The sequence below is a fragment of the Mycobacterium parascrofulaceum ATCC BAA-614 genome (assembly GCF_000164135.1).
Lineage (GTDB): Bacteria > Actinomycetota > Actinomycetes > Mycobacteriales > Mycobacteriaceae > Mycobacterium > Mycobacterium parascrofulaceum.
Genome location: NZ_GG770557.1, coordinates 343,630 through 362,817, shown reverse-complemented (window position 1 = coordinate 362,817; position 19,188 = coordinate 343,630). Strand labels below are relative to the sequence as shown.

Annotated in this window: 14 protein-coding genes and 2 pseudogenes; 7 read left to right on the top strand and 9 right to left on the bottom strand. The window is 69.4% G+C overall.

What is annotated here, in order from left to right; translation table 11 throughout:
- The 3 genes from HMPREF0591_RS23055 to ddaH all read right to left on the bottom strand — a co-directional run.
- Nucleotides 1-1,283 (bottom strand): amino acid permease (locus tag HMPREF0591_RS23055; protein ID WP_007171092.1); only part of this gene is annotated, 1,283 nt, incomplete at its 3' end.
- 24 nt (nt 1,284-1,307) lie between these two features.
- Nucleotides 1,308-2,543, bottom strand: a complete 1,236-nt coding sequence (rocD, locus tag HMPREF0591_RS23050; protein ID WP_007171091.1) for an ornithine--oxo-acid transaminase — start codon at nt 2,541-2,543, stop codon at nt 1,308-1,310.
- Nucleotides 2,540-3,391 carry a dimethylargininase gene (ddaH, locus tag HMPREF0591_RS23045; protein WP_007171090.1) on the bottom strand — a complete coding sequence of 284 codons (852 nt, stop codon included), beginning with the start codon at nt 3,389-3,391 and terminating at the stop codon, nt 2,540-2,542. The genes rocD and ddaH overlap by 4 nt, the downstream gene beginning before the upstream one ends.
- Nucleotides 3,392-3,512: 121 nt before the next feature.
- Here ddaH and HMPREF0591_RS23040 point away from each other — a divergent pair, with 121 nt between their 5' ends.
- Complete coding sequence (locus HMPREF0591_RS23040; RefSeq protein WP_007171089.1) at nt 3,513-3,959, top strand: Rv2324 family transcriptional regulator; 447 nt, start codon at nt 3,513-3,515, stop codon at nt 3,957-3,959.
- A gap of 10 nt (nt 3,960-3,969) precedes the next feature.
- On the opposite strand, the gene HMPREF0591_RS23035 is transcribed toward HMPREF0591_RS23040, so the two are convergent.
- The 4 genes from HMPREF0591_RS23035 to HMPREF0591_RS23020 are packed head-to-tail and all read right to left on the bottom strand — an operon-like array spanning nt 3,970 to nt 9,139.
- Nucleotides 3,970-5,772, bottom strand: a complete 1,803-nt coding sequence (locus HMPREF0591_RS23035) for a sulfatase-like hydrolase/transferase (protein WP_007171088.1) — start codon at nt 5,770-5,772, stop codon at nt 3,970-3,972.
- Nucleotides 5,765-6,223 carry an SRPBCC family protein gene (locus HMPREF0591_RS23030; protein ID WP_007171087.1) on the bottom strand — a complete coding sequence of 153 codons (459 nt, stop codon included), beginning with the start codon at nt 6,221-6,223 and terminating at the stop codon, nt 5,765-5,767. The genes HMPREF0591_RS23035 and HMPREF0591_RS23030 overlap by 8 nt, the downstream gene beginning before the upstream one ends.
- Nucleotides 6,224-6,242: 19 nt before the next feature.
- The gene (locus HMPREF0591_RS23025) at nt 6,243-7,094 is read right to left on the bottom strand and encodes a CbiQ family ECF transporter T component (protein WP_040623658.1); all 852 of its coding nucleotides are present in this window, start codon (nt 7,092-7,094) and stop codon (nt 6,243-6,245) included.
- Complete coding sequence (locus HMPREF0591_RS23020) at nt 7,091-9,139, bottom strand: ATP-binding cassette domain-containing protein (RefSeq protein ID WP_425270240.1); 2,049 nt, start codon at nt 9,137-9,139, stop codon at nt 7,091-7,093. The genes HMPREF0591_RS23025 and HMPREF0591_RS23020 overlap by 4 nt, the downstream gene beginning before the upstream one ends.
- A 115-nt stretch (nt 9,140-9,254) precedes the next feature.
- Between HMPREF0591_RS23020 and HMPREF0591_RS23015 the strand changes: the two genes are divergently transcribed.
- Entirely contained in the window at nt 9,255-9,728 is a 474-nt protein-coding gene (locus HMPREF0591_RS23015) for a MarR family winged helix-turn-helix transcriptional regulator (protein WP_007171084.1), read from the top strand.
- Nucleotides 9,729-9,809: 81 nt separating this feature from the next.
- Nucleotides 9,810-12,182, top strand: a complete 2,373-nt coding sequence (locus HMPREF0591_RS23010) for an ATP-binding cassette domain-containing protein (protein WP_007171083.1) — start codon at nt 9,810-9,812, stop codon at nt 12,180-12,182.
- Here the strand turns inward: HMPREF0591_RS23010 and HMPREF0591_RS23005 are convergent.
- Nucleotides 12,165-13,271, bottom strand: coding sequence for an esterase-like activity of phytase family protein (locus HMPREF0591_RS23005; RefSeq protein ID WP_050790113.1), 1,107 nt, complete (start codon nt 13,269-13,271; stop codon nt 12,165-12,167). The two genes, HMPREF0591_RS23010 and HMPREF0591_RS23005, sit on opposite strands and share 18 nt — an antisense overlap.
- Before the next feature lie 126 nt (nt 13,272-13,397).
- Between HMPREF0591_RS23005 and HMPREF0591_RS23000 the strand changes: the two genes are divergently transcribed.
- Nucleotides 13,398-15,350, top strand: a complete 1,953-nt coding sequence (locus tag HMPREF0591_RS23000) for an acyl-CoA dehydrogenase family protein (RefSeq protein ID WP_007171081.1) — start codon at nt 13,398-13,400, stop codon at nt 15,348-15,350.
- 30 nt (nt 15,351-15,380) lie between these two features.
- Here HMPREF0591_RS23000 and HMPREF0591_RS22995 read toward each other — a convergent pair whose 3' ends face one another.
- A complete protein-coding gene (locus HMPREF0591_RS22995) occupies nt 15,381-15,848 on the bottom strand; it encodes an LppP/LprE family lipoprotein (protein WP_083802055.1) in 468 nt (155 codons plus the stop codon).
- 309 nt (nt 15,849-16,157) lie between these two features.
- Here HMPREF0591_RS22995 and HMPREF0591_RS34580 point away from each other — a divergent pair.
- The 3 genes and pseudogenes from HMPREF0591_RS34580 to HMPREF0591_RS34100 all read left to right on the top strand — a co-directional run.
- Nucleotides 16,158-16,280 (top strand): annotated as a pseudogene (locus HMPREF0591_RS34580) (hypothetical protein); the annotation flags it as partial.
- Nucleotides 16,281-16,361: 81 nt separating this feature from the next.
- Nucleotides 16,362-17,582: pseudogene (locus HMPREF0591_RS34105) on the top strand (molybdopterin-dependent oxidoreductase); the annotation flags it as partial.
- A partial coding sequence (locus tag HMPREF0591_RS34100) for a bifunctional nitrate reductase/sulfite reductase flavoprotein subunit alpha (RefSeq protein WP_341860219.1) occupies nt 17,568-19,188 on the top strand: 1,621 nt, incomplete at its 3' end. The pseudogene HMPREF0591_RS34105 and the gene HMPREF0591_RS34100, both read left to right, overlap by 15 nt.

Genomic DNA, 19,188 nt, shown 5'->3' with positions numbered 1-19,188 from the left:
GGCGTGACGGGGTAACCGGGGACCTTGAAACCCCGCGGCAGGTCGGGCTCGCGCACCCGCAGGATGATCACCCCGACGGACACGACGACGAACGCGGTGAGCGTGCCGATGGACACCATGTCCGCCAGCTTCTCCAGCGGGATGAAGGCGGCCAGCGCCGAAGCCGCGACGGCCACGATCACAGTGTTGCCCACCGGTGTCATGGTGCGGGTGTTTACCCGCGCGAACCGCGCCGGCAGCAGCCCGTCGCGGCCCATCGCGAAGAGAATCCGCGTCTGCCCGTACATGCTGACCAGCGTGACGGAGAAGATCGAGATGACGGCGCCCGCGGCCAGGATCGTGCTGGCCCAGTCCCCGCGGGTGACGTTGTCGAGGATGGTCGCCAGCCCCGCCTCCTGCTGCGCGGCGAAATCCTGCCACGGCTGGGTGCCCAGCGCGGCCACGGCGACGAACACGTAGACGCCGGTCACCGTCAGCAGCGCCGCAATCAGCGCGCGCGGCATGGTCTGCTGCGGGTTCTTCACCTCGTCACCCGCCGTCGACACGGCGTCCAGGCCGATGTAGGAGAAGAAGATCGTGCCGGCCGCCGAGCCGATGCCCGCGACGCCGAACGGCGCGAAGTCGCGGAGATGATCCGCGTCGAAGGCGGTGAACGCGACGACCGCGAAGATGACCAGGACGCCCAGCTTGACGAGCACCATGATGGTGTTGACCCTGGCCGATTCGCTGGCGCCGCGGATGAGCAGCAGCGCGCACATCGCGAGCAGGATGATCGCCGGCAGGTTCACCAAGCCGGGTTGCGAATCCCAGGGCGCGGCGGACACCGCGTGCGGAAATTGGATGCCGAGGACGTTGCTGAGCAACTTGTTGAGGTAGCCGCTCCAGCTGACCGCGACGGCGGCGGTCGACACCCCGTATTCCAGCAGCAGACAGGCGGCCACCCCCATGGCGACGACCTCGCCCAACGTGGTGTACGCGTAGGAGTACGACGACCCCGAAACCGGGACGGCGGAGGCCAATTCCGCGTAGCAGATCGCCGCGAGCCCGGCCGCGAGCCCGGCGATGAGGAACGACACGATCACCCCGGGGCCGGCCTCCGGTACGGCCTGCGACATGACGAAGAAGATGCCCGTCCCGACCGTCGAGCCGACCCCGAACATGGTCAGCTGAAACGTGCCGATGCTGCGCTTGAGATGGTCCGCGGCGCCGTATGCGACGGGCGTGCCGGCGACCGGCCGGCGCCGCAGCATCTGCTGCTTGAGGCTGATCGACGTGGGTGGCATGCCCCTCCTTGCTCGATCAGCTGATTATGGGCCAGCCTCCCGCAACGCCATAGCGAACTGCCCGACCGCCCAGTCGATCTCCTGCTCCGTGACCACCAGCGGCGGCGCGAACCGCAGCGTCGAGCCGTGGGTGTCCTTCACCAACACTCCCCGACCGGCCAGCCGGAGGCTCATCTGCTTGCCCGTTCCGAGCGCCGGGTCGACGTCGACGCCGGCCCACAGCCCCAGCCCGCGCACCGCCAGCACGCCGTCGCCCACCAGCTCACGCAGCCGCGCGTGCAGGTGCGCGCCCAATCGCGCCGAACGGGCCTGGAACTCCCCGCGGCCCAGCATGGAAACCACGGTGGTGCCGATGGCCGCGGCCAACGGGTTGCCGCCGAACGTGGAGCCGTGTTCGCCGGGATGCAGCACGCCCAGGACCGCGCGGTCGGCGACGACCGCCGACAGCGGGACCACACCGCCGCCCAGCGCCTTGCCGAGCAGGTAGACGTCCGGCACCACGCCCCAGTGGTCGCAGGCGAAGGTGTAGCCCGTGCGGGCCAGGCCGGACTGGATCTCGTCGGCGATCATCAGCACGTTGCGCTCGGTGCACAACGCGCGGACGGTCGGCAGGTAGTCGTCGGGCGGGACGACGATGCCCGCCTCACCCTGGATGGGTTCGAGCAGCACCGCCACCGTGTTCTCGTCGATCGCGGCGGCCAGCGCGGCGGCGTCGCCGAAGGGCACGGAGCGGAATCCCGGGGTGAACGGCCCGAATCCGGACCGCGCCGCCGGATCGCAGGAGAAGCTCACGATGCTGATCGTGCGGCCGTGGAAGTTGTTGTCCGCCACGATGATGTTTGCCCGGCCGTCGGGAACCCCCTTGACGTCGGCGCCCCACTTGCGGGCGACTTTGAGACCGCTCTCCACCGCTTCGGCGCCCGAGTTCATCGGCAGCACAAGTTGTTTTCCGCACAGCCGCGCGAGGGTGGCGCAGAACGGACCGAGCGTGTCGGAGTGGAACGCGCGGCTCACCAACGTGACGGTGTCCAGTTGGGCGTGCGCCGCGGCGGTGATCTCCGGGTGGCGATGGCCGAAGTTGACCGCCGAGTACGCGGCCAGGCAATCCAGGTAGCGCCGGCCCTCCACGTCGGTGATCCAGGCACCCTCGGCGCTGGCCGCCACCACGGGCAGCGGCGAATAGTTGTGCGCGGCATGGCGTTCGACGAGGTCGATCGCGGCCTCGGTTCGGGTAACCGGACGGGCGTCGAGGATCGTCATGGAAACACCTCCAATGTGCAGCACTTGACCGAACCACCGCCCTTGAGCAATTCGGACAGGTCGACGCCGACGGGCCGGAACCCGGCGGCGCGCAGTTGCGCGGCGAAACCCGTTGCGGCCGCCGGAAGCACGACGTGCAGACCGTCGGAGACGACGTTGAGGCCGAGGACGAATGCGTCGGCGCTTCCCACGACGATCGCGTCGGGAAACAGCGCCCGCAGCTGGGCCTGGGCGGCGGCGCTGAACGCCGGCGGGTAGAAGGCGACGGTGCGGTCGTCGAGAACCGCGAGCGCGGTGTCGAGGTGGTAGAACCGCGGATCCACCAACTCGAGCGAGACGACCGGCAGCCGCAGGGCCGCGGAGATTTCGGCGTGCGCACGCCGGTCGGTGCGAAAGCCGTAGCCCGCCAACACCGTTTCCCCGACCAACAGCACGTCACCCTGTCCCTCGTTGACGTAGCGCGTGGACAGCGGCCGGTAGCCGAGCGACGACATCCAGTCGGCGTACGCGCGCGATTCGCCGGCCCGTTGGGCGAAGCGGAATTTCGCGACGATCGCGACGCCACGCGCGACGAGTCCGCCGTTGGCGGCGTACACCATGTCCGGCAGCCCGCGCACGGGCTCGATGACCTCCACCCGGTGACCCAGCCGCAGGTAGGTGGCGCGCAGTGCCTCCCATTGCGCGTGCGCGAGGGCGACGTCGACGGGCGTGGCGGTGTCCATCCACGGGTTGATCGCGTACTCGACCGCAAAGAACGCCGGCGGGGTCATCCCGTACCGGCGGGCGCGGGGCGTGCGGACGCCGGACACTCGGGCGGGGCCCGGCGCGGCGACGTGTTGTTCCGTCATGAATCAACGGTATTTGCGTGCCTCGGCACAAGCAAACGCTGGTTCTTGCGTGTCTACACGACATTTATTGCGTTAAAGTGACGTCAGCACCGATTTGTTGCGTGGAACCGAGGGGAGGCCGATGGAGCGCCTGGATGAGACCGACGGCCGCATCCTCGCCGAACTGACCGAGAACGCGCGGGCCACCTTCGCCGACATCGGTGAGAAGGTCAATCTGTCTGCGCCGGCGGTCAAACGCCGCGTCGACCGGATGCTCGACAGTGGCGTCATCAAAGGCTTCACCACCGTCGTCGACCGCAGCGCCCTGGGCTGGAACACGGAGGCCTACGTGCAAGTGTTCTGCCACGGCACGATCGCCCCCGACCGGTTGCGGGCGGCGTGGGTGGACATGCCGGAGGTGGTCAGCGCCGCGACGGTGACCGGCACGTCGGATGCGATCCTGCACGTGCTTGCGCGCGACATGCGGCACCTGGAGGCCGCCCTCGAGCGGATCCGGTCGAGCGCGGACATCGAGCGCAGCGAAAGCATCGTGGTGCTGTCGAACCTGATCGACCGGATACGGACCTAGCGGCGCGGCGTCAGAGCCTTCGAACGAAGCGCCTCAGCCGCGACGGCCGCGGCGTCGGGGGGCGACGAGAGGCGTAGGGCCACGGCCGGTTTCGCTCGGGTACGGCGTCGGCGCGCGCATGCTTGAGCCGCGTCCGCAGGTGCTGGCGCAGGGCGTGCAGCTCGGGGTCGGCCCAGCGGTTGATCGCCTCGATCGGATCGACGGTGAGGTCGTAGAGCTCCCACTGGTCGTCGAGCGGCGAAGTCCGGTACGCCTCTCCCCCGAGCCCGTTGGCCGCCAGGTGCCGCACTCCCGGTTCCGTCCAGGTGCTCGGGTCGTCGAAGGTGCGGACCAGCTTCCAGAGGTGGCCGGCACCGCCGCCGGCCGTCGCGTCGTCGACGCTGACGACCAGCCCCTCGAAGTTGGAGGCGGTGTGGGCGGGGACCCGAATCCGCAGTGGGGCCGGCGGGTCGACCGTCCGCTTCAGTCGGCGCGCCAATCCCGATGCGCCGCTGTCCCCTTCGAGCATGTTGTCGCGGGTCATCAGGTAGACGGCGCGGGCCTCGTCGGCCGGGGCGCCGTCCACGACGGCCATGAGGTCGCGGCCGGGCAGCCGGTGCACTTCCGAGAACGACCGGGCCAGCGTGTCGGCCACCGCCGCGACGTCGACGCCGGCCGCCGCCAGCAGCGTCGGGACCAGGTCGACGTGCGAGGTGGGCGCCGTGACCCGCCGTGGGCGCGTCACCCGGTCGCCGGAGCGCGCGATGACGAAGGGGACGCGGGTGGCCTCGTCGTAGAGGTTGAACCACTTCTGGTGCAGGCCGCCGTGCGCGCCCAGCAGGTCGCCGTGGTCGGAGGTGCGCACCAATACCGCGTTGGCCGAGCCGCCTTCGGTGACGGCGCGCCTGACACGGTCGATCGGCCCGTCCACCTCGGCGTGCAGCCGGTAGTACAGGTCGCGGTAGCGCTGCGCGTTGCGCCCGTAGGTTCGGTCGACCGCCGGTGCGGGACCGTAGCCGGAGTAGTAGGCCTCGCGAAAGGCGATCTGCGCCGCCGGTTTCGTGGACAGGTCTTCGTCGGCGGTGGGCGGGGCGGGTACCGCGGGCGGGTCGAGCGGCGACGGCTCGACCGGGCTCCGCCGCACCCAGGCCGGGAACAGCACGATGTCGTGGGGGTTGACGAAGCTGGCGACGAGGAGGAAGGGACGCAACGCCGCGGGATCGCCGTCGCGGCGGCGCGCGTAGCGGTCGGCCAGCCACGCGACCACCCGGTCGGCGATCAGCGGGTCGCGGCGGACGCCGGCGTCGGCCAGCGCCGCCCCGTGCGGCTCCGGGCCCACCCAGCCGGAGAAACCGAACGGCCCCAACGGGTCCGCCTCCAGGTAGCGCCGCACCGCCGCCGCGTCGACGGCCCCGTTCTTGTCGTTGGTGGCCAGCGGTCGGCCGGTCGCCGGGTCGGTGATGTCGGCGTGCGAGATGTGCCACTTGCCGTCGTAGTGGGTGTCATAGCCGGCGGCGCGGAACCAATTGCCCAACGTGGGCACCTCGCCCTGGCGCAGCCAGCGCATGCGCGAGTCGTCGGCGGTCTTGCCGATGCCGTCGGTCTGGGTGACCCCGTGCACGTCGGGGTAGTGCCCCGTGAAAAGCGTTGGGCGGCTTGGGACGCAGGCCAGCGAGCCGGTGTAGTGCCGGGCGAAGCTGACCCCGTGCTCCTCGAACCACCGGCGACCGGTCAGCGTCCGGGCGCGCCACGCCAGCACGTCGGGAGCCTCGTACGGCGGCGCCGCGCGTTCCTCGTCCGTCATGATCACGACGACGTCGGGACGATCAGACATACGCGTGCTCCAGTCGATTCGCCAGGCCCGCGAGCATCGCATCGGACTGCCGCGCGAGGAACCGGCACAGCACCTCTTCGGCCAGCTTTTGCACTGGGCGGGGCCCGATTTCGACGGTGCTGGTCAGCGTCACCCGCGTCGTAAGGCCCGCCTCGCCGGCGGTCGCCAGCGTCCAGCGGTTGGCCACCCTGCGCAGGCGGCTGGGCAGGCCTTCGATGTCGTAGCCGAGTGCGCGCGGCGGGTCGAATTCGGTGACACGCTCGAGGAGGGCGTCGCGCTTGACCTGCACGCGCCGGACGGTGCCGGGCACACCACCGCCGGGCCCGGGTAACAGGATGCAGGAATGGTCGACGTTGCCGGCCCACGAACTGATCGACCCGAAGTCGGCGAGTGTTTCCCAGATGTCGCCGATGCGAGCCGCGATCGTGCGAGTCCGGTGGATGTCGGCCACCCGCTCACGCTACGCGAGACTAGGCCGTCAGGTGGAATATCGTTTCGATGGCCACCGCGGCTGCGCTGACCGCGACGGTGATCGCGAGCGTCACCCAGTCCCCGAGTTTCGGCCGCGCCGGATCGGCGGAGAGCTGGCCGATGCCGCCGCGCGCGGTGATCGCGTCGCCCATCTCGTCGGCGCGGCGCAGGGTGACCACGATGGCGGCCGCAACCAGGTCGATCGAGTTGCCCGCCGTCTGCCGGACCCGGGCCCTGCGGCCCGTCGGCATATGGTTGGGCCGCAGTCGGCGGGCGGCGTAGAGGACCTGGAACTCCTCGATCAACAAGGGGAACGCGCGCAGCGCCAGCGCCAACGCCACCGCCCACTCGTCGACCGGAATCCGCACCAATTTGAAGGGCCGGCCCAAAATCGCCAGCGCCGGGGCGATTTCGGCGACGTTGGTGGTCCAGGACACCATCGCACCCAGCCCGAGCAAGACGACCGACAGCGTGGTGATGCGCAGAAAGTTCAGCGCTCCGCCGAGCCAGATGTGGATGCCGCCGATCGACATCATCGGGCTGCCGCCGGCCAGCGCGGCGGTCCCGAAACCCAACGCGAGCAGAATCCACAGCCACCGCGGAATGGAGGGGAGCGCACCCCGCGGGATGCGGGCGGTCCAGACCGCCGCCAGCACCAGCGCGGCCACCGACCCGATCGTCACCCAACCCGGGTACAGGGTGAGCAACACCGAAACGCCGAATACCACCAGGAGTTTGGTGCCGGCCCACAGGTTGTGGATCGGGGAACCGCCCGGCACCGGAACCAAGAGCACCACCGGCCGAGAGGAGCGCCGGCTCCTCCGGGGCGTGGCGGCGGAAGTTCCGGTCACGCCACACCCCCGGCGGAGGCGGTGGCCGACACCGCTTGCAGCGCGCCGTTTTGCAGATGCACGGTCCGCGTGCAGACCGCCTCCAAACCGACGAAGTCGTGGGAAATGACGACGACGGTCAGGCCTCGGTGACGGCGCAGGTCCGCCAGCAGGCGCAGCAGGCCACGCTGGCTGGCGACGTCCAGCCCCGCCAGCGGCTCGTCGAGGATCAGCACGCGCGGCGAACACGCCAGCAGGCCGGCCAGCACCACCCGTCGCATCTGGCCGCCGCTGAGCTGATCGATGCGCCGCTTGCCCATGGCGGGTTCCAGCCCGACCGCGGCCAGGGCGGCCGTCACGCGGTCTTCGTCATCGTCCGAAAAGCCCGCTACCGAAGCAAGTTCGAGTCCGACATGGCTGCGCATCAATTGCAGCCGCGCCGTCTGAAACGACAGCGCCACCGCACCGACGTGCTCCCGGATGGGCTCACCGTCGATCAGGCAGGCGCCGCTGGTGGGAACGGTCAGCCCGGCCATGATCCACGCCAGCGTCGACTTGCCCGAGCCGTTGCCGCCGTGGATCAGGATCCCGTCGCCCTGTTCAACGACGATGTCGATGTCGCGCAGGGCGGTCTTCGCCCACGGTGTCCCGCTGTTGTATTCGTGTGAGACGCCGATGATTTCGAGCACCGGCTTGGTCGAACCCCACTTGACCGCGGGCGCCGGCACCGGCGGCGGAGCCGTTTCGACCATGCCGGTGTTGTCCGGGGAATCGCTGAGGTTGATCGTCCGGTTCGCGGACGCGGCCTCGTTGTCGAAATGGGTGATGTGCACCAGGGCGGTCCGATGCCGTTGCGGGAGGCCCGACAGCACGTTCAACAAGACGTTGCGGCCCTCTTGGTCGATCATGCTGGTGAATTCGTCGGCGATCAGCAGCGCCGGCTCGCGGGCCAGCGCCGCGGCCAGGGCGAGACGCTGCAATTCCCCGCCGGATAGGCTGCCGGTATCCCGCTCCGCGAAACCCTCGAGCCCGACTTCGCGCAGCAGATGGTCGACGTCGACCGCGGTGCCCGGCGGCAGTCCCCACACCACATCGTCGGCGACCCGGGTCCCCAACACCTGGCTCTTCGGGTGTTGCAGAACAAGCGCCGTGCCACCCATCATGCCCAGCCCCACCGCGCCGGGGCGCTGCACGGTGCCCGACGTCGGCGGCCGGCCCGCCAGGATCAGCGTCAACGTGGTCTTGCCGGACCCGTTGGCGCCGATGACGGCCACGTGTTCCCCGACTTGCAGTTCCATGCTGAGCTCACGCAACGCGTCCTGCTGGGCGTGCGGGTAGCGGAACCGCACCTTGTCGAGCCGCACGGGCACGGGCCCGATCGGGGCGTCGGGAGGCTCGTCCGGAGCGTCGAGCTTGTGCACATCCGGGACGTTGCCCATCCGATCCAGGAGGCGAGAAAGCGCCCACCAACCGATCAACGACGAGACCATGACCCCGTAGGTGACATAGCCGAGCATCAGCCACGGCCAATAATGCAGCCCGAATTCGAAGACCCGCTTGACGTCGACGCCGAGCCACTGCAGGTGCACGTGGTCCAGGAACGCCACGAGACCGTCCACGTTGGCGGTCATCACCTGGAAGATCAGGTGCCGCAGTCGATTCAGCACCGCCAGCATGCCGACCGTCGCGACGGCGACGGCGAATCCGACGATCAGCGACGCAAAAGTCACGGTCGGTGTGCCCCTGCCCCTGCGTTTGACGACGCCGGTCAATCCGCCGATGTAGGCGCAGTTGACGACGGTCAAGAAACTGCCCAGTCCGGAGATGAGGAAGGCGAGGGTTCCGGCAGCAAACGTCGCGGCGACCAGCACCCGGAGCCGGTAACGGTAGGTCAGCAGCCCCATGGGCACGGTGCCCAACAGCGCCAAACCCTGCGCGAACGGAATCACCCCGGCGACGATCGAGATCACCGCACAGAGCGCCCCCATGACCGATGCCTGTGCCAATTCGGCCGGCTGTAAAGGCCCACCCCGACGACGCGAAAGGACGGGGCGACGGGCATTCACTTCACTGATTGTGCCAGGCCGCAGCGCCAAGTCGCGTCGTCACACTTCGCGACTTTCGACTCGTTCGGCCCGCCGCCACTCGTCTCCGTTAGCAAAGCTATGGAACGATGGGTACATGGACAGAGTTGTCGAGACCGCAAACGTCGAGGCCCAGCAGTTGGGCGCCGACCTGCTCGCCGTGGTGGCGCGGCTCAACCGGCTGGCCACCCAGCGGATCCAGATGCCCTTGCCCGCGGCGCAGGCCCGGCTGCTCGCCAGCATCGAAGCCCACGGCGAAGCGCGGATCGGTGACCTGGCCGCCGTCGATCACTGCTCGCAACCGACCATGACCACGCAGGTGCGCCGCCTCGAGGACGCCGGCCTGGTCACCCGCACCGTGGACCCGGGGGATGCCCGCGCCGTGCGGATCCGCATCACGCCGCAGGGGAAGCGCACGCTCAACGCGGTGCGCGCCGACCGCGCCGCCGCGATCGAACCGCAACTGGCGTTGCTGGAGCCCCGCGACCGCCAGGTGCTGACGGACGCGGTCGAGGTTCTGCGCCGGCTCCTCGACAACGCGTCGACGGCGGGCCGGCGCAACACGCTGTGATGGACACGGCCCCGGTGGGAAGCCGGCGGCCCGGGGGTAGACACTAGGTCGAGCTGACCGGTGTGACGAAAGGTGGCGGCCATGCGGCCCGAGGCTTCCGCGTTCAGGGCCTCCCCGTTGACCGTTTGGGTGGGGTCGATGAGGTTCGATTTCGCCCCCGGCCGCGACGTGATCGTCGGCTACGGCCCGGGTTGCGACATCGCGCTCGAGCGGCTCGGCAATCCGGCCTCGCCGCCGCCACCACCCCGCCCGGAGGTGGTGCTGCGGTTCACCGGCACCCAGTGGGTGGCCATCGACCTGAGCCACAACGGCATCTTCGTCGACGGCGCCCGGGCGGCGACGGTGAACATCCGCGACGGCCAGGCGATCGGCATCGGTGATCCGCAGCACGGTCCGCGGCTGGTCTTCGAAACCGGCCATCCGGCCGGTCCGCCCGCGCCTGGACGCCCGACTCCCCGACCCGCCGCCTATCCCCCGCCGCGTCCGCCGGCCGCGACCCGGGCCGCCCACCCAGCCGATCCGAACCTGGGGGCTCCAACCCAGCGCGAGACCCAGCGCATGCCGGTCCCGCCACTGCCACCCCCGCCGGCCGAGCGTCCCGCGGCGCCGCACCCTCCGCCGCCCCCTGTGTTGCCGCCACCGCCCGCGGCGCCGCCGCCCGCCCCGGCACCCGACAAGGGCGGCCCGGGCCTCATCGAGCGGATGGTCACCTCGAAACTGCGCGCCGCGCGCCCGTCTTTCCGCACCGCGCAGGCCAGCGCCACCTACCGGTTGCCGCTCACAGCCGACGCGCGGACCGTCGGGGTGGCCGCATATCAGGTCGGTCTGACCGTCGACGGGCGCGAGCTGCTCTCGGGGATCTCGTTCTCCGCCCGTCCGGGCGTCTTCACCGCAATCGCGGGGCCGTCGCCGGCCCGTAGCTCCGCGCTGCTCGGGCTGCTCGCCGGCACCAGGGGACTCGGCTCCGGGCGCGTCACGGTCGACGGCCACGACGTGCACGCCGAGCTCGACGTCATGCGGACCCGCGTCGGCGTCGTGGCGCGCGACGACCGGCTGCACCGGCAGCTCACCGTCGGACAGGCTTTGGGGTACGCGGCCGAACTGCGCTTGCCGCAAGACATCTCGCCGGAGCAGCGCGACCGCGTGGTGGGCCAAGTGCTCGAGGAGCTCGATCTGACCGAGCACCGGGGCACCCGGATCGGCAAGCTGTCGCCGGAGGCGCGGCGGTGCGCGGCGCTGGCGGTCGAACTCCTCACCCGGCCGACACTGCTCGTGGTCGACGAGCCGACCGCCGGTCTGGACGGCGAGCAACAACGCCACGTGATGGCGATGCTGCGGCGCCAGGCCGACATCGGCTGCGCGGTCGTGGCGGCCGTGTCGTCGGAGGCGTCGTTGACCAACGTCAACCTGTGCGATCAGGTCCTGATCCTGACCTCGGCCGGTACGCCGGCCTTCCTGGGGCCGCCGCTGCAGGTCGAGTCCGCGATGGGCACCGCGGACTGGTCGAAGGTGCTCGCCCGGGTGAGCGCCGACCCCGACGGCGCCCACCGCGCATTCACCGCCCGACAAACCTCCCCGGCGCCACCGGAGGTCGCCGCGCCGTCCCCACCCGCGCCCGAAACCCCCAAGGCGCGGCAGGTCCGGCTGCTGGCCCGCCGCGACGTGCGGCTGATCCTCGCCGACCGGCTCTACTCCGCGTTCCTGGTCATCCTGCCGTTCGTGCTGGCCGGTCTGACCCTGCTGATCCCCGGGGATTCCGGATTCGGCCGGCCCGCGGCCGGCAGCGCCCACCCGCACGAAGGCATCGAGATCCTCGCCGCGCTCAACGTGGCCGCGGTGATCATCGGGACCGCCCTGACCGTCCGCGCGGTGGTCCGCGAGCGTCGCACCTTCCGCCGCGAGCAGGCGCTCGGACTGTCGACGGCGGCCTACCTGGCCGCCAAGATCCTGGTGTTCGGCCTGGCCGCGGCCGTCTCGACGGCCATCGTGTTCGCCATCGTGGTCGCCGACAAGGGCGGCCCCGTGCGCGGCGCCGCATTGCTGCACAACGCCACGGTGGAGCTCTATGTGAGCGTGGCCATGACGGCCGTCGTGTCCGCGGTGATCGGACTCGCCTTGTCGACGCTCGGCTCGTCGCCGCGGGAAGTGCTGCCGCTGCTCGTCCCGGTGGTCTTGGTGTCCGCGCTGTTCAACGGGAGCCTCGTTCAGCTGGTGAGCCAGTGGGGCTTCCAGCAGATCTCCTGGTTCGTCCCCGCCCAGTGGGGTTTTGCCGCGTCGGCGTCCACGGTCAACCTGCGCAGGGTCGACGCGCTGGCCGCCGACTCCGAGGTGTGGACCCACTACAGCGGTTGGTGGGTGTTCGACATGACGATGCTGATGCTCTTCGGGGTCGCGGCCGCGGGCTTCGCCCTCTACCGGCTGCGGCCCGCCGGGCAGTCACATCGCGAGCAGTAGGAATTGGGTGACCTGGCTGGGTGAGAAGTTGTTGTCGCTGACCAGCACCACCGATTGGCGGCCGTCGGGCAGTTTCGGTCCCAGCGTGATGCCCTCGACGTTGTCCAGCGGGGACAGGCCCGGTGTGGCGGACAGATCGACCGCGAGGGTTTTGCTCATCGGGGTCACGGGCCCGTTCCGCAACGACGGGGAGGCCAAAACGTCGGTCGCCGCGCCGATCTCGGCGCGGTAGATCCGCACGGTCGGCGCGGGCGCCGCGGACCGCTCGATCACCAGAAACGTCGTGTCCGACAACGCGACCAGGTCCGAGACCCCGTTGACGTCGGCGGGCGGTGGCGGCGGCTCCATCGGATAGGCGTACTGGGCGGTGGGTGCGCCCGAGGCGACGTCGAATTTCGTGATCCTGGTGAGGACGGGCTGCCCGCCGTCGCGCAGCGGGCCGTCGTTGTAACCGGGGTCCTCCATTGCGGCGAACAGGGATTGGCCGTCGGGTGTCAGCGTCAGCCCCTCCAGCGTCTTGTTCCGGCGGGGACCCGTGCGCTGCGCGGACATCGCCAGGTTGGCGGGCAAGGCGAACTGGCCGAGGTAGGCGCCGTCGAGCGCGGCGGCCCGGACCCAGGGGTCGAGCAACACCGGCCCCGCGGTGCGCCGCTCGCCCTCGGACGACCAGTACAGCCGCTGCCGGCCCGGGTCGAACGCGATGCCCTCGGGGTCGGGCGGAACGACGGGCGGCGTGGCCTCCGCGGCGAGCGGGGGAAACGGCCGGCCGGAGGGGTCCAGGAACGGATGCGTCGCGGTGAACGCGACGTTGGTGATCCCCCCGTCCGACACGGACAGCTGCACGGTGTAGAACCGGGCCGGGTTCTTCCGAGAGCGGTCGTCGCTGACGACGTAATACAGCTGACGGCCCGCGTCGTAGCTCAGGGCCGACAACCCTCCGATGACGGTGCCGTCGAACCTGGCGTCGAAGGGGACCTGCCGCTGACCGAGATACGTCAGCATGGGGCGCGGCGCGGGCGGACGCCCGGACGCACACCCCGCCGCCAAGGCCAGGGCGAGACACGCGCACGCCGCCGCCCATCGCCTCATAACCGAGAAGGTAGCGCCGAGCGTGCACCCACCGCGAAATCCGGCCCGGACCTCGCGTTGAGGGCACGCTCGGTGAATATCGCGTTGTTGTTTTACGCGGCGCGAACCGGGGGATACGGTCGGTTTATGGCGCCACAAAGCACGACCATTGCCGATCAGCTGCGCAACGCCCTCGACGGGCGGTGGCGCGACACCAGGAATCAGCTGCGGTCCACCATGAGCGAGGAGCTGTTCCGGCCGCACTACACGCCGAACACGGTGATCGCGCGCACCAAGGTGGCCGAGCAGATGCGGATCATGGCCGCGTTCGGCGCCGCCGCCGACAACTTCCGCAAGGAGCATGGCGGCACCGGCGACATCGGCGCGGCGATCACGATGATCGAAATGCTCGCGATGTCCGACCTGTCGCTGATGGTGAAGGCCGGCGTCCAGTGGGGGCTGTTCGGCGGCGCGGTGGAAAACCTGGGCACCGAACGCCACCACGAGGCGTACGTGAAGAAGATCATCAGCCTCGAGTTGCGGGGTTGCTTCGCGATGACCGAGACCGGGCACGGCAGCGACGTCCAGTCGCTGGAGACCACGGCGACCTATGACCCCGAGACGGAGGAGTTCGTCATCGACTCCCCCACCCCGACCGCCCGCAAGGACTACATCGGCGGGGCGGCCGAAACCGCTACCGTGGCAGCCGTTTTCGCCCAACTGATCACCACCGAGGACGGCAAGCCGGTCAACCACGGCGTGCACTGCCTGCTGGTGCCGATCCGCGACGCCGACGGCAACGACCTGCCCGGGGTGACGACCTCGGACTGCGAATACAAGGGCGGCCTGCCCGGGGTCGACAACGGCCGCATCGTGTTCGACCACGTCCGCGTCCCCCGGGTGAACCTGCTCAACAAATACGGCGACGTGGCGCCCGACGGCACCTACAGCTCGCCGATCGAGAACACGAACCGCCGGTTCTTCACCATGCTGGGCACCCTGGTCCGCGGGCGCATCACGGTGGGTGGCAGCGCGGGCGCCGCCGCCCGCGTCGCGCTGGACATCGCCACGCGATACGCGTTGCAGCGCAAGCAATTCAGCGCGCCGGACGACGATTCCGAGGTGCTGATCATGGACTACCTGGTGCACCAGCGGCGGCTGTTCCCGTTGATCGCGAAGTCGTACGCCCTGCAGTTCGCCCAGAACGAGCTGGTCGGCAAGTGCCACGACATCCAGACCGCGGACGCGGTCGACGCCGACGAGCAACGCGAACTGGAGGCGCGCGCAGCCGGGCTCAAGGCGGCCAACACCTGGCACGCCTCCCGGGCGATTCAGGAGGCGCGGGAGGCGTGCGGTGGCGCGGGCTACATGGCCGAGAACCGGTTGATCGCGCTGCGCGGCGACACCGACGTGTTCACCACGTTCGAGGGCGACAACCACGTGCTGACGCAGCTGGTGGCCAAGGAGCTGCTGACCGCGTACGCCGACGACATCCGCAGCATGAGCCCCGTCGAATGGGTGCGCTTCGCCGCCAACACCGTCGGCGAACGCGTCGTCAAACGCACTGCGGCAGAGACGATCATCCAAACCATCGTCGACGCCCGCCAGGACAGCGAGGAAGAGGGCAGCCTGTTCAACCGCGGCACGCAGATCAAGATGTTCGAGGACCGCGAGGAATATCTGATCGCATCCGTGGCCCGTCGATTGCAGGCCAAGTCGAAGGAGATGTCGGAGTTCGACGCGTTCAATGCCGTGCAGGACCACGTGCTGCACGCCGCACAGGCGCACATCGACCGGGTGGTGCTCGAGGCGTTCGTCGCCGGCATCGAAGCCTGCCCGCACGAGGAAACCCGCGAGCTGCTGGGCATTCTGTGCGATCTGTACGCGCTGTCGGTGATCGAAGACGACAAGGCGTGGTACATCGAGCACCGCTACCTGTCCACCGATCGCGCCAAGGCGGTAACCCGCGGCATCAACGACCGATGCCGCGCGCTGCGGCCGCACGCGGAAACCCTCGTCGACGGTTTCGGCATCCCCGAGCAGCTGCGCTACGCCGAGATGCTGCACCCGGAGAACCTGGCGGACGCGGTCACGAGCTGACGGGCTGCTCACTCACCTTGTGACCCAACGTCATTGATTCGGGATCTTGCCGAGCGTCTTCAGTTTGCCGTCCGGGCCGATCTCGAACTTCACGGTGCCGATGCCGGTGGGACAGCACGGTTGTTCGCCGCCCTTCAGCCACCGGTACTGCACCGCGACGGCGTCATCGGAGGGCGGGAGCACGGTGATGTACGGCTTCGGATTCGGGGTGGGCGTGCCCAGTGGTTTGTTGTGATCGAAGAACAGCAGCTGCTGGCCGGTGGACTCGCTGGCGATGGTCGGGATGACCTGCACCCAGTACAGCCGGCACTTCTTGGCATGTCCGCGAGCGATTTCCACCCACGTCGTGCCCGGGACCGTGATCGGGACCGAGGCGATGGCCCGCTGCACCGTCTCGGGTGTCGGCCCGTCGGAATCCTTGCACTTGTCCGGTGCCGCCGCCGGCGGGCCGGCGTGCTTCCCGCCGCAGCCGCAGACCAGCAGGATCAGCAGAATCACCATCAGCCGACGCACTCGGTGAGCTTAGCGAAGGCTGTGAATGTCCCGTTTATTTGGTTGCAGACCCCGTTCTGATAGGGAACCCGTCGGGCCGCCCCGGTAGCCTTGAGCGGAGTCGGCGGGTCGACGATGACCCACGCTGACCTGGGGGTTCGCGGCTTTTCCGAGACTTCACGGGCGCTCTCCGACCCGTGAGAGGAAGCCGTAAAACGGGAGAAACTCCCGATACCCGGTGCCGAAACATCCTCGTCGGACCATTCAACGTAAGCCCGTTGCGCTCGAAGGAGGAAGTGCGTGGCCAGGGAGTCCATGGCGTCACTCAACGATGCTGTGAACACCGCGTGCGCATACTGCGGCGTCGGCTGCGGAATGGTGTTGCAGGTCACAACCGATCCCGAGAGCGGCCGGCGTCACATCGCGAAGTCCGTTGGGGACAAACAACATCCGGCCAACTTCGGCCGGCTGTGCACCAAGGGCGCCACCACGTCCGACCTGCTCGCCGCGCCCGGCCGGATGGCATCCGCACAAGTCCGCACCGACCGTGGCGAGCCCACCGAACCCGTCGACATCGATCGGGCGATCGCCCAGTGCGCGAGCCGGTTACGGGCGATCGTCGACGCGCACGGCCCGGACTCGTTCGCCATGTATGTGTCGGGCCAGATGTCCATCGAGGCGCAGTATCTGGCGAACAAGTTGACCAAGGGGTTCATCGGAACCAACCAGATCGAGTCGAATTCGCGGCTGTGCATGGCCAGCGCCGGTTCCGGCTACAAGCTGTCCCTGGGCGCCGACGGACCGCCCGGCTCATACCAGGACTTCGAACACGCGGACGTCTTCTTCGTCATCGGCGCCAACATGGCCGACTGCCACCCCATCCTGTTCCTGCGGATGATGGAGCGCGTCAAGGCCGGGGCGAAACTGATCGTCGTCGACCCGCGCCGCACCGCGACCGCGGACAAGGCCGACCTGTTCCTCCAGATCGCGCCCGGTTCCGATCTCGCGCTGCTCAACGGGCTGCTGCACCTGATCGTCGAAAACGGGCACACCGACCCCGAATTCATCGCCGAGTTCACCGAGGGGTGGGAGGCGATGCCCGGCTTCCTGCAGCAGTACACCCCGGACGCCGTCAGCGCGATCACCGGGATCCCCGAACATGGCATCCGCGCGGCGGCCCGCATGATCGGCGAAGCTGACAACTTCATGAGCTGCTGGACCATGGGCCTCAACCAGAGCACACACGGCACCTGGAACACCAACGCCATCTGCAATCTGCACCTGGCCACCGGCGCGATCTGCAAGCCCGGCAGCGGTCCGTTCTCCCTCACCGGTCAGCCCAACGCGATGGGCGGCCGCGAAATGGGTTACCTGGGACCGGGATTGCCGGGCCAGCGCTCGGTCACATCCGCGGACGACCGCGCCTGCACTGAAGACCTGTGGGGAATTCCCCGGGGGGCGCTGCGCACCGAAGTCGGCACCGGAACGATTGACATGTTCTCCCGGATGGCCGACGGCGACATCAAGGCCTGCTGGATCATCTGCACCAACCCCGTTGCCTCGGTGGCCAATCGGAAGACCGTGCTGGCGGGCCTGGAACGCGCGGAATTGGTGATCACCCAGGACGCCTTCCTCGAGACGGAGACCAACGAATACGCCGACGTGCTGCTGCCCGCGGCGCTGTGGTCGGAGACCGAGGGCGTGATGGTCAACTCCGAGCGCAACATGACACTGTTCCAGCCCGCGGTGACCCCGCCGGGCGACGCCATGCCAGACTGGCAGGTCATTGCCCGGATCGCTTGTGCGATGGGATTTTCCGAAGCTTTCGACTACGACTCCGCCGAGGAGGTCTTCGAAGAGATCAAACGATTCTCGAACCCGAAGACCGGCTACGACCTTCGCGGCGTCAGCTACGAGCGGCTCCGCCGCGGCCCGCTGCAGTGGCCGTGCGCGCCGGAGAGCCAGAACCGCAACCCGATCCGCTACCTCAACGACGGTGTCAGTCAGGACCGGCTGGTTCGCGAGGACGGCAGCGCGCCGCGATTGGCCTTCCCCACCGCGAACGGTCGCGCGGTGTTCTTCGCCCGCCCACACCTGCCGCCCGAAGAAATGCCCGACGACGACTATCCGTTTCTGTTGAACACCGGCCGCCTGCCCCACCAGTGGCACACGATGACCAAGACGGGCAAGGTCGCCAAGCTCAACAAGCTCAATCCCGGGCCGTTCGTGGAGATTCACCCCGACGACGCCGCACGGCTGAGCGTCGCCGACGGCGATTCGGTCGAAATCGCTTCGCGCCGCGGTCGTGCCGTGCTGCCCGCCGCGATCAGCGACCGGGTGCGGCCGGGCGATTGCTTCGCCCCGTTCCACTGGAACGACGTTTTCGGCGAATACCTGGCGATCAACGCCGTCACCAACGATGCGGTTGATCCGATCTCGAACCAACCGGAATTCAAGGCGTGCGCCGTCACGTTGGCGAAAGTCGCCGTCGCCGGGCCGAAGTCAGGCACCGATCCCGAGTCGGCGGTGGACACCGAAGCAGAACCCGCACCCACGGAGGTATCGGAAATCAGCGCGTCACAGGTGGATGTCCTCGCCGACCTGCTCGGTGTGGCGACAAAGCCCGTGCCCGAATTCGACGAGCTCGGCCGCTCCTACCTCGCGGGGATGATGACCGCGCTTCGGTCCGAAGCCGGTCGACGGGTGACCGGCGTGCCCACCCTGCCGCCAAGCGCGCCCTTCGACTCCGGCACGCGGCTGTGGGTCGACGGCCTCCTCGCGGGCCTGTTCTCGCGGCAGGACGGGCCCCGTCCCACGCCGACGCCCGAGCCCGCGGCCAGGCAACCGACGATCGAGCCGCCGGCAGCCAGAACCGCCCGGCGCGCGCCCGTTGTGGTTTTGTGGGCGTCGCAGACCGGCAACGCCGAGGAGCTCGCCGCCGGCATCGCGACGCGTCTGGGCGACAAAGAGTTGCCCGTCACGGTGCACGGCATGGACGACTTCCCGGTGGCGGAGCTGGCGACGACGCGGGAGCTGTTGCTGGTCACCAGCACCACGGGCGACGGCGAGCCGCCCGACAACGGCGCCGGGCTGTGGCGGGCGTTGACTTCCGATGGCGCACCGCGATTCACCGACACCCGTTTCGCCGTTCTGGCGCTCGGCGACTCGAACTACGACGACTTCTGCGGTCACGGACGCAAGCTCGACGAGCGTCTCGCCGAACTCGGCGCGACCCGTCTCGTCGACCGGGTCGACTGCGAACCCGACTATGACGACGCGGCGGCCGGGTGGCTGAGCGATGTCCTGCAAGCCCTGTCCCGCACGCCCGCCCCGGTGGGGCGGGACG

What these genes read in the sequence shown, in the direction of transcription:
- rocD (WP_007171091.1), bottom strand. Translation starts at nt 2,543, where the DNA reads ATGACGATCCTCGACGCCCGTCCGGTTACCCGAACCGAGGCCGCGATC.
- HMPREF0591_RS23035 (WP_007171088.1), bottom strand. Translation starts at nt 5,772, where the DNA reads ATGTCTGATCGTCCCGACGTCGTCGTGATCATGACGGACGAGGAACGC.
- HMPREF0591_RS23040 (WP_007171089.1), top strand. Translation starts at nt 3,513, where the DNA reads ATGGAGCGCCTGGATGAGACCGACGGCCGCATCCTCGCCGAACTGACC.
- ddaH (WP_007171090.1), bottom strand. Translation starts at nt 3,391, where the DNA reads ATGACGGAACAACACGTCGCCGCGCCGGGCCCCGCCCGAGTGTCCGGC.
- HMPREF0591_RS23015 (WP_007171084.1), top strand. Translation starts at nt 9,255, where the DNA reads ATGGACAGAGTTGTCGAGACCGCAAACGTCGAGGCCCAGCAGTTGGGC.
- HMPREF0591_RS23010 (WP_007171083.1), top strand. Translation starts at nt 9,810, where the DNA reads ATGCGGCCCGAGGCTTCCGCGTTCAGGGCCTCCCCGTTGACCGTTTGG.
- HMPREF0591_RS23000 (WP_007171081.1), top strand. Translation starts at nt 13,398, where the DNA reads ATGGCGCCACAAAGCACGACCATTGCCGATCAGCTGCGCAACGCCCTC.
- HMPREF0591_RS23005 (WP_050790113.1), bottom strand. Translation starts at nt 13,271, where the DNA reads ATGAGGCGATGGGCGGCGGCGTGCGCGTGTCTCGCCCTGGCCTTGGCG.